Source organism: Marinomonas sp. MED121 (assembly GCF_000153025.1).
Classification (GTDB): domain Bacteria; phylum Pseudomonadota; class Gammaproteobacteria; order Pseudomonadales; family Marinomonadaceae; genus Marinomonas.
Genome location: NZ_CH672433.1, coordinates 511,631 through 526,233, shown reverse-complemented (window position 1 = coordinate 526,233; position 14,603 = coordinate 511,631). Strand labels below are relative to the sequence as shown.

Annotated in this window: 11 protein-coding genes; 8 read left to right on the top strand and 3 right to left on the bottom strand. The window is 42.2% G+C overall.

The annotated features are described in order from the left end of the window. Position 1: 1 nt before the first annotated feature. The 4 genes from MED121_RS20910 (at position 2) to MED121_RS20895 (ending at position 3,621) form a co-directional block, all read left to right on the top strand. Entirely contained in the window at positions 2–649 is a 648-nt protein-coding gene (locus tag MED121_RS20910; protein WP_009835779.1) for an RseA family anti-sigma factor, read from the top strand. A gap of 12 nt (positions 650–661) precedes the next feature. Continuing rightward, positions 662–1,615, top strand: a complete 954-nt coding sequence (locus MED121_RS20905) for a MucB/RseB C-terminal domain-containing protein (RefSeq protein WP_009835778.1) — start codon at positions 662–664, stop codon at positions 1,613–1,615. Next, positions 1,615–2,079 (top strand): SoxR reducing system RseC family protein, encoded by a 465-nt coding sequence (locus MED121_RS20900; protein ID WP_009835777.1) that lies wholly within the window; start codon positions 1,615–1,617, stop codon positions 2,077–2,079. Before MED121_RS20905 ends, MED121_RS20900 begins: the two co-directional genes overlap by 1 nt. Positions 2,080–2,226: 147 nt before the next feature. Continuing rightward, entirely contained in the window at positions 2,227–3,621 is a 1,395-nt protein-coding gene (locus MED121_RS20895) for a DegQ family serine endoprotease (protein WP_009835776.1), read from the top strand. 104 nt (positions 3,622–3,725) lie between these two features. Here MED121_RS20895 and argA read toward each other — a convergent pair whose 3' ends face one another. Together argA and argE are read right to left on the bottom strand one after the other, a co-directional pair. Then, positions 3,726–5,048, bottom strand: coding sequence for an amino-acid N-acetyltransferase (argA, locus tag MED121_RS20890; RefSeq protein WP_009835775.1), 1,323 nt, complete (start codon positions 5,046–5,048; stop codon positions 3,726–3,728). A 66-nt stretch (positions 5,049–5,114) separates the two neighbouring features. Then, a complete protein-coding gene (gene argE / locus MED121_RS20885; protein WP_036181301.1) occupies positions 5,115–6,266 on the bottom strand; it encodes an acetylornithine deacetylase in 1,152 nt (383 codons plus the stop codon). A 152-nt stretch (positions 6,267–6,418) separates the two neighbouring features. Here argE and MED121_RS20880 point away from each other — a divergent pair, with 152 nt between their 5' ends. From MED121_RS20880 to MED121_RS20865, 4 genes are all read left to right on the top strand, one after another. Next, positions 6,419–7,360 carry a CYTH domain-containing protein gene (locus tag MED121_RS20880; RefSeq protein ID WP_009835773.1) on the top strand — a complete coding sequence of 314 codons (942 nt, stop codon included), beginning with the start codon at positions 6,419–6,421 and terminating at the stop codon, positions 7,358–7,360. 101 nt (positions 7,361–7,461) lie between these two features. Continuing rightward, positions 7,462–10,452 (top strand): bifunctional [glutamate--ammonia ligase]-adenylyl-L-tyrosine phosphorylase/[glutamate--ammonia-ligase] adenylyltransferase, encoded by a 2,991-nt coding sequence (gene glnE, locus MED121_RS20875; protein ID WP_009835772.1) that lies wholly within the window; start codon positions 7,462–7,464, stop codon positions 10,450–10,452. 89 nt (positions 10,453–10,541) lie between these two features. Then, positions 10,542–11,471 carry a branched-chain amino acid transaminase gene (locus tag MED121_RS20870; RefSeq protein WP_009835771.1) on the top strand — a complete coding sequence of 310 codons (930 nt, stop codon included), beginning with the start codon at positions 10,542–10,544 and terminating at the stop codon, positions 11,469–11,471. A 298-nt stretch (positions 11,472–11,769) separates the two neighbouring features. Beyond that, positions 11,770–13,092 (top strand): MATE family efflux transporter, encoded by a 1,323-nt coding sequence (locus MED121_RS20865; protein WP_009835770.1) that lies wholly within the window; start codon positions 11,770–11,772, stop codon positions 13,090–13,092. Between the two features lie 99 nt (positions 13,093–13,191). Here the strand turns inward: MED121_RS20865 and MED121_RS20860 are convergent, their stop codons facing one another. Beyond that, the gene (locus MED121_RS20860; protein WP_009835769.1) at positions 13,192–14,544 is read right to left on the bottom strand and encodes a DEAD/DEAH box helicase; all 1,353 of its coding nucleotides are present in this window, start codon (positions 14,542–14,544) and stop codon (positions 13,192–13,194) included. Positions 14,545–14,603 lie beyond the last annotated feature (59 nt).

Sequence of the window (14,603 nt, the reverse complement as noted above, 5' to 3'; positions counted from 1 at the left end):
AATGGTGAGCAAGCAAGAGCAGAATGATCGTTTAGCTGAAAGCTTATCAAGCTTATTTGATGATCACTGTGATGCGTCTGAGATCGATGAGATCCTAGAACAAGACGCAAAAGAGTGGCAAATGAAAATGCAATCCTATGCATTAACTAGCTCGGTTTTACACTCAGATAATCATCAAGATTTTGCCGAAATGGATTTGGTGTCTAGAGTAAGAGACGGCATAAATAAACTAGACAATGACGACGCAAGTCTGGGTGAGAATGTTGTTGCTTTAGATAAGTTTCAGGTACCTGAGCAGCCACAAATAGCAACACAAAATAATGCTGCCAATGAACCTAAGGTACATTTTCTTAAGCAAGCGGTTACTGGCCTGGCAATGGCTGCTAGTGTGGCCTTTGTTGTGATAGGTGGCGGCTCTTATTTACTTGAGGGTGAGCCTCAAGAAGCGGCGCCGGCATTTGCACAAGCTCCTAATCTGGCCTTACCTATTGATGTTAAACCTTTGCAACAAGTTAATGTGGAATTGAATTCTGACAATAAACGCTTGCAAAGTTATTTACGCCAACATGCAGAGCAATCAACCATGGCAGCGGGCCAAGGTATGTTGCCTATGGCACGTGTTGTTAGTTATCCGGTAGAGCAGAAGTAAGGTGCGTTTTATATGCTTTTAAGACGCATTAGTTTAGTAACAATCACCCTTGTTAGCTTATTGGTAACCAGTGTTAAGGCCCAAGAAAATCCAGGCTTAGTGCTAATGAACCGTATGGTTGAGGCGTTTTCAACACTAAGCTATGAAGGGGTGTTTGTGCGCTCCCATGACTCTCATATGAATAGTATGCAAGTACGTCATAGTGTGATTGATGGGGTTGAATACGAAAGCCTGTTAGATCTTGATGGTGAAAAGATTGAAGTGATACGCATAGATGACAGCGTGATTTGTGTTTATCCCAATATGTCATTTGCCAATAATGCTGATCCTATTACGACCCCATTTAAACGATTTGAAGAGTTTAATGGTGAAAGGCTGCTCAAGGGTTATAACTTTGTGGTGACAAAGCAAGGCTTAGTGGCAGGTCGTCGTGCTCAAAAGTTAGAGTTAAGACCAAGAGATCAATACCGTTATGGGCATGAGTTCTGGTTAGATATCGAAACGGGCTTTTTGTTAAAACATGACACTTTAAAAAGCAGCGGTAAGATACTTGATCGAGTGCAATTTACCTCTTTAAATGTATCGCCAAATTTAAGTAAAAATGACTTTGTGCCACGCATGGGAACCTATGCAGAGCATGTGATTGAAGTCACCCCTAAGTCAATTCCAAGTCACTGGGTTTTTGATTGGTTACCTGCAGGCTTTGCACCTGTTTGGCGTGGCGCTAGGCAAATCAATGATAATGCTTCTATGATGCTTTTATCTGATGGTATGACTTCCGTTTCTATTTTTATTGAGTCAACAAAGGAAAGTAAACCATTAACGGTAATGAGCATGGGCTCTACCATTGCGGGTGAAAAAACCAGCATGATGAACGGCAAGCCATTTTTGTTAACCGCTGTGGGTGAAGTGCCGGACGCTACTATTCGTAAATTGCTGAGTGTGATTATGCCGAGGCAGAAATAATGGTTGAAGAAAGTGGCATAGTGCTTTCTGTGAGCGAGGGTTTTGCTGAAGTAGAAACAGTTCGTACGAGTAGTTGTACTGCTTGCCAAGCAAAATCAGCCTGCGGACATCATGCGATAGCTAAGGTTTCGTCCTCAAACCGGATGCGTATGATGGTGCAGGACTCTTTTGCCAGTGAAGTCGGCCAGGAAGTCGTTGTAGGAATACCCGAAGATACTTTGTTAAAAGCCTCTATTTGGATGTACTTTGTGCCACTCGTTGGCTTGATTCTAGGTGCCGTTATCCCCAGTGTATTTGACGCCCATTCTAGCGTGTCAGCAGTGGGGTCGATATTAGGGTTAGGAGCGGGTTTGTATTTTGCGAGACAAGCTTCTCTTAAACACGTTAATGATCCAGATTTTCAACCTAAAATTTTGTCCTTAAAAGCTAAACCATTTCAAAATATTGATGTCGTACAACTATAAGCAATTGTTTTTATGGTTGAAACTTGCCATCCATTGATAATTGCTATTCTTAAAAATTTAATTTTCACTTAATAAAAAAGTGCTTTACTCTTTTTTAATATTTAATAAATAGTTGAACTGCTTTGAGGTTATAAAGGAGACTAGCTAATGATAAAACGTTTACACCCTTTTTCTATTGGATTGCTGGGGTTACTTGCTTTAATAAGTATGGGAGCCAAAGCAGTACAGTTACCAGATTTTACTGAGCTGGTGGAAGATTCATCCCCTGCCGTTGTTAATATTAGTACCGAACAGCTTCCTGCAACAGGGCAGGGCCAGGGGCAGTTAAACCCAAATGCAAAAGAATTAAATGAATTCTTTCGTCACTTTTTTGGTCAACAGCCATTAGATAAGCAACCTCAGCGAAAACAACGTAATTCGCTCGGATCAGGTTTTATTATTTCTCAAGATGGTTATGTATTAACGAATAATCATGTCATTGATGGGGCCGATATTATTCATGTTCGTTTAAATGACAGACGTGAATATCAAGCTGAGTTAGTAGGGACTGATAAAAGAACTGACTTAGCCTTATTAAAAATTGAAGCGGATGACCTTCCTACTGTCAAAATTGGTGACTCAGATGATATGAAGCCGGGTCAATGGGTATTGGCAATTGGCTCTCCTTTCGGTTTTGATTACACAGTAACGGCTGGCATCGTCAGTGCATTAGGCCGCAATCTGCCTTCTGATAATTATGTCCCTTTTATTCAAACTGATGTGGCGATTAATCCAGGAAACTCGGGTGGCCCCTTGTTTAACTTAGACGGTGAAGTGATTGGAATTAACTCTCAAATCTACACTCGTTCAGGTGGTTTTATGGGGGTGTCATTTGCGATTCCGTCTAACTTGGTGATGTCAGTGGTAGACCAACTTAAGAGTGAAGGGCGTGTTACCCGTGCTTGGTTAGGTGTGATTATTCAGGATGTGAGCAATGATTTAGCGGAATCTTTCGGGTTAGATCGTCCAAGTGGCGCTCTTGTTAGTCGTGTTATTCCTGACTCTCCCGCCCAAGCTGCAGGCTTAATGGATGGTGATATTATCCTTGAGTTTAATGGTGAATTGATCGAACAATCTTCTGAATTACCTTATCGTGTAGGTGCCCTTAAAGCAGGTGATCTTGCGGAATCTGTGATTTATCGAAATGGTAAAAAAATGGATTTAAGTTTTACCTTGGAAAATTACCCAAGTGATCCCGATCAATTGACACAAACTCAGCAACAAGAAAATCGTTTAGGTATGGTTGTTGGTGAGATTCCAGAGGACATGTTACGTCGATTTAAAATTAAGAATGGTGTTGTTGTTGAACAAGTTCTTGGTGGTTCCGCTGCCCGTAACGGCCTGCAACAAGGGGATGTGATTACTATGCTTAATGGCACTAGCATTGACTCTGTGGAGACATTTATGAGCAGTGTGAGCGATATTCAAGCTAATCACTCTGTGCCAATGCGTGTTATTCGTGATGGTTTCCCTATGTTTATTCCCTTTAAAATTGTGGAATAAAATACAGAGCGATTAAATAGATCTAAAAAAAACCTAAGCAGAGTAGTCTGCTTAGGTTTTTTAATGTCTTTTTTAGTTGCTAGCTACTATCTAATACTCGCTCGCTAAAGTTTTTTGATAAAAATCTTAGAGTTTCTTTGATAGTTATAAAGGCTCTGCTTGGCATTGGGGATAGCCGTTAAACTGTCCGCTTTAAAGCCTCGCTCAATAAACCAATGGGCAGTACGAGTGGTTAGCAAGAAGAGCTTAGTTAAGCCTTGTTTTCGCGCCGTTCTCTCTATGCCTTTTAACAGGCGATCTCCGCGACGACCACCACGATAGCTAGGGTCAACTGCCACACAAGCAAGCTCTCCTAAACTTTCATCTTCAAAGGCATATAAAGCGGCACAGGCGACAATCGCATTGTCTCTTTCAATCAAGATAAAGCGGTCAATTTCGTTCTCAAGTAATTCTCTAGAACGTCTGACTAAGGTGCCATTGTCTTCAAGTGGTGCCAGCAGTGCCATCATGCCACCCACATCGTCTATGGTGGCTTGTCTTAATTGCTCATAGCTGTCTTCGTCTATCATGGTGCCAGCCCCTTCTCGGGTAAACAACTCCCGAATGAGGCCGCCATTTTCATTAAATGAGATAAGGTGTGCTCTAGGCACTGAGTTGCGAACCGCTTGAATGCAGGCTTGAAGCGCTAACTTACTGCCATTATTAGAGGCTAACTTATCAATTAACCTTTCTGCATCTTTGGCTAAAAGTTCAGAAACTAATTCCCCTTTATCAGAGAAAATACCTTCTTCACCATTTAGCATGATGAGCTTGTCAGCCTTTAGTTGGATTGCAGCCTGAGTGGCAACGTCTTCACCTTTAAGGTTGAACACTTCACCTGTTGGTGAATAACCTAGATGGGAAAGGAGCACCATATTATCATCATTGAGAAGACGGTTAATGGCATCCACATCAATTCGTCTCACCTCACCTGAATGGCCATAATCTATGCCATCAACCACGCCAAGAGGTCTGGCGATCACATGATTGCCACTGCATATTTTTAAACGGGCGCCGGCCATGGGCGTGTTTGCAAGTGCCATGGATAGCTGGGCTTCAATTTGAACCCTTACCCCAGCAGATGCTTGAATAATCGGCAATAGTTGCTCTTGAGGCGTAATGCGACAAGCATTATGTAGCTTGCTTTCAAGTTGTTCTCTTTCAAATATTCGGTTTATCTGTGATCGGGCACCGTGAACTATGACGAGGCGAATGCCAAGTGAATCCATTAGTGCAAGGTCACTAATGATATTGGAAAATTGGGCTGATTCAGCCGCTTCACCGGGAATAAAAATAACGAAAGTTTTATCCCTGTGAGCATTTATATAAGGCGATGAATGGCGAAACCAATCAACGTAACTCAAGTCAAAGTTCAGATCGTCAGACACGTTAAACCTCTAGGTCTGGAAGTATTAAATAAAGCGGTGCTAAGTGTAACTCTTTTGATTCATAAATTATGCCTCTAGACAGTATCGTCGGACTAAGGATCGAATTAAATCCTGCATAGGATTAATTTGATCTAAGGCTAAAAACTCATTGGGTTGATGGGCCTGATCAATAGAGCCCGGCCCTAATACCAAGGTTTCCATTCCCATTTGGTTTAAAAAAGGTCCTTCAGTCGCAAAGGCAACGGTATCGGCTTTTTTATTAGTCAGCTTTTCACAGGCTTTGACTATGTCTGACTCTAAGCTAGTGGCAAATGAAGGCACATCTGGAAATAAATGCTCCAATTGTATTTTGGTTCCGGTTTTCTCTGCAATAGCGGGTAGCCTTTGTTGGATCTCTGCCACTAGGGCTTGATTACTCATGCCGGGTAAAGCACGTAGGTCAAAATCGATATCACAACCGGCACAAATGCGGTTTGGGCTATCGCCCCCATGAATACAGCCCAAATTGAGAGTGGGGTAATCTATGGCAAAGTCCCCATTGCTATATTTTTGTTTTAACTCTTGGCGAAAAGCCATCAACTCTGACATAACCGCATGCATAGCATCCATCGCGTTTGTGCCTAAGTTGGGGTTAGATGAATGGCCGCTTTTACCCGTAACTCGGATGCGTTCCATCATAATTCCCTTGTGGGCATAAATAGGTGTGAGCGAGGTCGGCTCGCCAATTAAGGCATATTTAGCCTTTAATTTGTCGCTTTGAACTAGGGCGCGGGCGCCATTCATTGAGCTTTCTTCATCGGCGGTAGCGAGCACAATCAGCGGCTGCTTGATAGGGCTATCACACATGTCTTTGATGGCATCCAGCACAATGGCGAAAAATCCTTTCATATCACAGGTGCCAAGGCCAAAAAGCTTTTGTTCGCGCTCAGTTAAGGTGAAAGGGTCAGATTGCCAACGACCTTCATCATAGGGAACCGTATCTGTGTGACCAGAAAGTACGAGGCCACCTTCGCCTTCACCGAGTGTGGCGATCAGGTTGTATTTTTCCAAAGGGCCGGCGAGCTTGATCACCTCACATTTAAAACCTAAATGACTGAGCCAGCCTTCGAGTAATTCGATGACGGCTTTATTGGACATATCCCAATGGTTTTGACTACTGCTAATTGATGGTGCTTTGATTAGCTGGCCCATCATATCGATTAGTGTTGGCAATGACATAAGTTTCTCCTTGAAGATAATTATTTTGCCTGAACCAAGGGTGAAAGCTACTGATTCTGATAAACTGCCAAAACTTTTTTTATATTTCTTTCTTATTGGGCTCAAATCCGTCTGCTTCAATAAGAAAATTTGGCACTTAACGAGGCTTTACCGTGGCAACTGAACTTGAACTCAAATTGATGATTCAAAAAGAACACCTCAATTTAGCATACGAATTTTTAAATGCTGTGTGTGGCAACCAAGTAGATTGTAGTGCCGAGCCAAGTTTACAGCTGATGAATGGTTATTTTGATACGCAGGATAATATCTTGATGCAATCTGGCATTGCTTTACGTATCCGAGCCATTAATGAACGTTATATTCAAACCCTCAAAACACGCGGTTCTAATCGAATTGGTATGCATGCCCGTGGTGAGTGGGAATGGGATATTAAAGCAGATGTGCTTGAGCTTGAGCGACTTACGGATGAGATGCTGCCACAAAACTTACATGACAGGGCTTGGGTTAAGGGTCTTTTACAAGTTTTCCGAACGGATTTTGAACGTCAAATTTGGTTGATTAAAGAAGCGGATACCCTGATGGAAGTAGTATGTGATCAAGGGGAAGTGACGTCGCCTTATGGTAAGGATCAAATTAGCGAATTAGAACTTGAGTTAAAGCAGGGTGATGAAGTTACCCTGTATGATTTTGCAAGCCGTTTGGCCAAAAGTGTGCCGGTGCAAGTGAGCACAGTGAGTAAGGCCCAAAAGGGTGTGCGACTTAAAAATAAACAGATTGAGCTGCCAGACCCTCTTACTGATGGTGCCAACCTAGTAGATCAGGGCGCTTATTGGTATGAAACCTGGTTAGTTTATTGGGAAGCCATGTGCTTTTATGATGATCTTGCTTATCTTAAGCCAATATATGAAGCCATGGATAAACTAGAGGCCTTTATTAGCCCAGCCCTTGCACAAGAACTCAGTGACTTGGTTAATAAAATGAAAGCCATCAGTAATACAGAAGAGGTTGTGATTGCTAACCTAACGAGTATTTTAGAAACGGGGCAGATTATGCTCGCCATTGCTCGTTGGTTAAATCAGCAGAATAATCACTAGATATCCGTTGGATGGTTTAACTTGATTTTGCTTATTTATTTAAAAGCAGCCATCCATTAAAAATAGTAACGCCTGAAGTTGTTTTAGAGGTCGAGGTGAGAATGCCAAGTTTGTTGCCCCAGAATAATCCAAGTTTGAACTCGTTTTACCAGACATTAACATTGCCGAGTCAAGAATCACGTTTAGCTCAATTGATTGAGCTAAGACCTGAACTCTCTAGTTTCCCTCAAAAAGAGGCGCTAGAGGCTGTTTTAAGTTTAAGTGATTATGTTTTTCAGCAGGCTGGACGTTTTCCTGAGTGGGTTGATGGCTGGGCTAATTTGGATGCTGAGAGCCTGCTACAAGTATCACCTAAGCAAGAGCCCCCCATTCTAGATGACACCTTATATACCCTTGATGAGAAAAGCTTGATGTCTCAGTTACGCTTATTTCGCCATCAATGGATGTGCCGACTGATTTATCTAGATCTATTGCAGCAGATTGACTTAAAAGACCTCACTAAAATTTTAAGCGAGCTGGCTGATGTGTGTGTGCAAACCAGTCTGCGTTGGTTAAAGAATCACTATCAAAATCTTTATGGTGATGCCCTTGATAGTGAAGGTGAGCTGGTTTCCATGATAGTCATTGGTATGGGAAAGCTCGGGGGAGGTGAGCTAAACCTTTCTTCTGATATTGACCTGATCTTTGCTTTTCGTGAGCACGGGGAGACGCAAAATGGTAAAAAATCCATCTCTCACCAAGAGTATTTTACCAAAATAGGGCAAAAGCTGATTCAGCATTTAGACCAAATTACCTTAGATGGTTTTGTGTTTAGAGTGGATATGCGACTTCGTCCTTATGGGCAAAGTGGTGCCTTGGTGCTCAACTTAGATTCGTTGGAGAACTATTACCAAGACCAAGGGCGAGACTGGGAAAGGTATGCCATGATCAAATCTCGCGTGATGGCGGGTGATGAAGCAGATGCCCTTGCGTTTGAGCAGTTAAGGCGTCCTTTTGTTTATCGTAAATATTTAGATTTCTCTGCTATTACTGCCCTGCGTGATTTGAAAAAAATGATAGCTAAAGAAGTCCAGCGCAAAGGTATTGAGCACAATATTAAACTCGGCCAAGGTGGCATTCGTGAAATTGAGTTTATTGTTCAAGCGCTGCAAATACTGCATGGTGGTCGTGACACGGGGTTGCAAACGCAATCTCTTTATCAAGTCTTACCTTATTTAGCGAAACAAGGTTATTTAGAGTCTGAGCAGGTTGATGTTTTATGGTCAGCTTATCAGTTGTTACGCCGAACAGAGCATGCCCTGCAAGCGGTTAAAGATGAACAAACGCAATTGCTTCCTGAAGATGCTGAGCAAAGGTTACGTATTGCCATCATGCTGGGTTACACCGAATGGGCTGCTTTACATCAGGCATTAAGCCTGGCGAGAACTAAAGTGCATGAGGCTTTTGTTGATCTGATTGAAGACGATAACCAAGATGCGAGTGAGACCTCAGACCGAGATGCTTGGCGTTTATTATTTAGAAGTGGTCTGAGCCAAACCTTAGCTCCCCTTAAGAATACTGAGTTTAAAACGGATAAAACGAGCAGCAGTGCTGCTAGCCAGCCGCTTAATCAAGAACATGTTGTGGATCTTATTGCGGAGGTAGATTGGGATGATCAAACTAAGGTTGTTGCTCAGATAAGTCGCTTTTTAACCTCTAAAGCGGTGGCTTTCATGCAACCTATTGGCCAAGAAAGGTTGGCAACTTTTTTTGCGGATTTTACCTATGCATTAAAAGACGAAGCTCACCCTGATGTCATACTAGAGCGGGTTTTCCCTATTCTAGAAGCCATTCTAAGGCGGACCTCCTACCTCGTTTTGTTGATTGAAAACCCAACGGCCATTTCACATTTGATTCGATTAAGTAGAGACAGTGCTTGGTTTAGTGAGTCTATCTCTAACAGCCCTATGTTGTTAGATGAATTATTAGATGGCAACACTCTGTTTTCACCGCCAGATAAAGCCATGATGGAAGATGAGTTAAGGCAAATTCTATTGCGTTTGCCTGAGGATGATGAAGAAGCTCATATGGATGCTTTACGTCGTTTTCGCCGTTCTATCATCTTAAGAATTGCTGCTTGTGATATCACCGAGGTATTACCTTTGATGAAAGTCAGCGACCACCTGACTTGGTTAGCAGAGGTGATAGTCGAGCAAGTGTTACAAAAAGCTTGGTATTACCTTATCCATCGCCATGGTTATCCAACTTATAAAAATGACCAAGCAAAAGTCGAGGCTGTGTTAAGCCCTGAATTGGTTGTGGTTGGCTATGGAAAGTCTGGAGGGTTAGAGCTAGGTTATGACTCTGATCTTGATTTGGTGTTTATCCATAACAGTGATAGAAGCGCTTATACCAATGGTGATCGTAGTATTGATAACCTCACCTTTTACACCCGTTTAGGCCAACGTATTATTCATATGCTCACGAGCTTTACATCTTGTGGGCGCTTATATGAAGTCGATATGCGACTTCGACCATCTGGGAACTCAGGGCTCTTAGTAACAAGCTTAGAGGCGTTTAATGATTATCAGAATAAAGAAGCTTGGATTTGGGAACATCAAGCCCTGACACGCGCTCGTGTTGTCTCAGGTAATCAGGCCTTGGCTCTAAAATTTGAGCAAAGTCGTCAGCAAATTTTGGCAAAAGAAAGAGACCAATCTGTGTTAAAAGGAGAGGTGATTAAAATGCGTGAAAAAATGCGTAAGCACCTAGATACAGGCAAAACCAATACCAGTTTTGATCTAAAACAAGGGGCTGGTGGCATTATTGATATTGAGTTTATGGTGCAGTTTATGGTGCTTGCTTGGTCTCATCGTTACCCAGAGTTAATGCGCTATTCAGATAATATTAGGCAAATCGAAGCCAGTGTTGCTGCCGGTATTTTAACGGCGGATGATGCTAATGTGATGACTGAGGCTTATAAATTATACCGTGCTCAGACCCATAGGCTGACCTTGCAAAAACAAACCCGTGTAATCCCTAAAGAGCAGTTGCAAGCCAACCAAGAAGAAGTTAATAATCTGTGGCAAGCATTTGTCTTAAAAGAGAGTTAACCTCTCTTATTAGGACGCTAATCAATATAAAACAATAATAAGGCTGCTAACTGGCAGCCTTTGCAAATGTATGAGATAGGAGAAAGAGTATGGCAATGCCAACCATGGCAGATAGAGATGGTTTCATCTGGTTAGACGGTGAAATGGTAGATTGGCGTGATGCAAAAATACATGTATTAACTCACACCTTGCATTACGGCATGGGTGTTTTTGAAGGTGTTCGCGCATACGAAACCCCAAAAGGCCCAGCGATTTTTCGATTAGAAGAGCATACTGACCGTTTATTCCGTTCGGCTCATATTCTGAATATGCCAATGCCTTGTACTAAAGAAGAAGTGAATCAGGCGCACATTAAGTCTATTCAAGAGAATAAGCTTGCGTCAGCTTATATTCGTCCTATGTGTTTTTATGGCTCTGAAGGCATGGGCTTGCGTGCGGATAACTTGCAAACTCATACCATGGTTGCTGCGTGGGAATGGCCTTCTTATATGGGCGAAGAGAACCTGGCTAAAGGGATTCGAATTCGTACCTCTTCTTATACTCGTCACCATGTCAACATTACCATGTGTAAAGCCAAGGCCAATGGTAACTACATGAACTCCATGTTGGCATTACAAGAAGCCTTACAATCGGGTTGTGAAGAAGCCTTGTTGCTGGATAACGAAGGCTATGTGGCTGAAGGTTCAGGTGAAAATATTTTCGTTATTCGTGACGGTATTATTTACACCCCAGAACTGACATCTTGCTTAGATGGTATTACTCGTCGCACTATTATGCAGTTGGCTGAAGAGCTGGGTTATACAGTCAAAGAAAAGCGTCTAACACGTGATGAAGTCTATGTCGCTGATGAAGCTTTCTTCACTGGCACCGCAGCAGAAGTTATGCCAATTAGAGAGCTTGATAATCGTCAAATTGGCAGTGGTGCCCGTGGCCCTATTACTGAAAAACTTCAAAGCTTGTATTTTGATATCGTAAAAGGTCGTAATAGCCAATATGAGCATTGGTTAACCTACTGTTAATCAAAGCAATCTTCACTTTCGTGTGAAGAAGAGCGAAAGCATCTTGAATACAAAGCCAACCTTAGGGTTGGTTTTTTTTATGGCTGAACAAAAATAAGGGTTATTTAATTAGGAGACACTCATGTTAAAAAAGTGAAAAAAATAAAGTGAACACCTTTCAGTTTTCTTAATCATGCATCATATTTAAGGAGTTGTATAAAATTTATACAGAAGTTCAGCTATTAATGCTGAAAACTTAATAGGATCACTGTATGCAAGGGAATCGCTCTAAGCTGAGATTTATCGTGGATTTTTGCTTATGAATGCGATTCTACTGCGAATTATTGATCTTCACTTATTCGACTTCCCTGCTTTTAAAAAAATTCTGCGGCGCTGGCTACCTAACGCAGTATCTTCCATTGGCCTACAAAGCTTAACCTTGGTTGACTTGTTAATTATTAGCTCCCTTGGCGAGCAAGCGCTCAGCGCTGCTTCGAGTATGAGTTTTGTCTTTTTATTGCTGCAATCAATTTTTATTGGCTTTTTTATTGTGGTGAGGACCGAGTGCTCCCATGCAATGGGGGCTAAAAACCTTAAGCAAGCCCATATCTGCTTTTCTACTTCTGTTCTTACCTGTACCTGTATTAGTTTGGTTTTAATGACCTTATTGTTGAGCATGGCAAGTTTTATTGCCCAAGGCTATGTTGTCGAAAGTGGTCAGTCTGATTTTGCAGAGGATTACTTGGTATCACGTATTTGGGGTTTACCCTTTATGGCTTTGGGTCTTTGTTTATCTGGGTATTTAGTCTCTTGCGGGCTTTCTACGGTTAACATGTACCGTAACATTAGTATTAATGTGTTTAATCTAGTCACAACATTTTGGGCCGTAGATCAAGGCTATGGTGTTGCCGGTGCTGGTTTTGCAACCGCTTTAAGTCATATCTTGGGCAATGTGATTTTTGCACTTTATTCCGTGTCACGTTTTATTCGATTAGAGAAAATTCAGCTAGAAGGTGTCACTCCCATGCTGATGAAAGCGGTCACTGTGGGGTTAAGCCAGTTCTTATTTATTGGTTACAGTGTGGTCCTACTCGCCATGCTTGCCAATGTCTCTGCTACAGCCTTATTAGTGGCCAGTTTGGTCATGCGTATTTCCCGTATTTATGTGATTCCTATTAGAGGTTTGGGCAGTGTGACAGGGGCAGTTACCGGTGAAGCTGTGGGAGCAGGGAATAAAATGAATGTACGTCGTATTTTATATACAGCATTAGCCACAGGTGTGATGACTTATCTGCTATTAGGTTTGGCTTTAATGCCGTTTTTAAATTCAATTTCCGCTTTATTTATCAATGATATCAGCATGATTATCAGCTTAAGTGAGCTCTTGGTTTTGGTACTGTTAGAAGCACCGCTAGCTGTGTTTATGTCGTTATTTACCCAAACCTTGTTTGGTATGGGGTTGCATAAAACGGTGTTGAAATATACAGCTGTTTATCATTGGCTCATCCTACTGCCTTTGATGGCTATCTTGATTTATTTGGGGATGGACACTTTGATATTGCTTTGGAGTGTTCAGCTGGTGGCTGGGGTTGGGTATTCTTGTTATTTATTTTTTTGTATTAAAGGGCGTCTTTTTGATTAATTGCTTGGCTTTTATTTTTGGCATTAAAAAAACAGACGCAAGGTCTGTTTTTTTATAGTGAGGCTTAACTTTATTGCTTGGCTATTTGCTAGCTATCTATTAGCTATCGGAGGCAGGTTTAGTTGGCCTGCGACGACGTGGTTTACGCTTAGGTGCTAACGGCTGAGTTCTAAGGCCTGGCTCAAGTAAGATTGGCTTTTTGCTTTTAGCGCTGGACTTTTTACCTGACTCATCATTGTGAGCGGGTAAATCCTTTTTAGGCTTTTTAGGTTTCTTCGTTTTAATTGGTCGCGTGTCTAAGCTGGTTTCGGGCACCACATGGTTGGGATCAAACCCCACTAAGGTTTCCCTAGGAATCAACTTTTTAATAAGGCGTTCAATGTCTTTTAACTGATCTACTTCATCAGCACTTACCAAAGAAACGGCTTTACCGGTAGCGCCAGCACGACCGGTACGGCCAATACGGTGTACATAATCTTCCGCCACATTAGGTAAATCAAAGTTAACTACTTGTGGGAGTTGTTCGATATCAATACCACGGGCTGCGATATCTGTCGCAACGAGAATTCTAATATCACTGTTTTTAAAGTCAGCTAAGGCCTTGGTTCTTGCTCCTTGGCTTTTATTACCATGGATTGCAGCAGCACTAATACCAGCATCATTTAATTTTTGTACGATTTTATTAGCACCATGTTTGGTACGACTAAACACCAGTGCCTGTTGCCAGTCTTGGGTCACAATGAGGTGAATCAGTAAGGCTGTCTTCTCTTTTTTGTCCACTGGGTGCAGTAGATGCTTAACCGTTGGCGTTGCCGCATTAGCAGGAGACACAGAGACTTCAACAGGGTTGTTCATCAAGCCTTTGGCAAGCTGTCGAATATCATCCGAAAATGTTGCTGAGAACAGCAGGTTTTGTCGGCGCTTAGGAAGTAGGGCCAACACTTTTTTGATGTCGTGGATAAAGCCCATGTCTAACATACGGTCAGCTTCATCAAGCACTAATACTTCTAATTGATCAAAGCGAATAGCTTTTTGATTATAAAGGTCTAACAGGCGACCTGGTGTAGCCACCAAGATATCAGTGCCTTTGCGTAGGCGCATCATTTGTGGGTTGATTTTTACCCCACCAAAGACCACATCAGAGCGCAAATTAAGGTGCTGACCATAGGTTGCTACACTGTCAGCCACTTGTGCAGCAAGTTCTCGTGTTGGCGTTAATACTAAGGCTCTCACTTGGTTTGCGTTGGCTTTTGCGCCACGACTCAAAATCTCCAACAAGGGTAGAGTGAAGCCAGCTGTTTTACCTGTCCCTGTTTGTGCAGCTGCCATAATGTCATTACTTTCTAGAATGGCAGGAATTGCTTGCTGCTGAATAGGAGACGGCTTGCTATACCCTGACTCTTTAATGGCAGTGAGAATGGGTTTAGAAAGGCCTAGTTCGGCAAAACTCATAGTGCTTACTCGTATCAATGATTATGAATTACTAACGCTTATGTTAGAAAGCGCGCAGC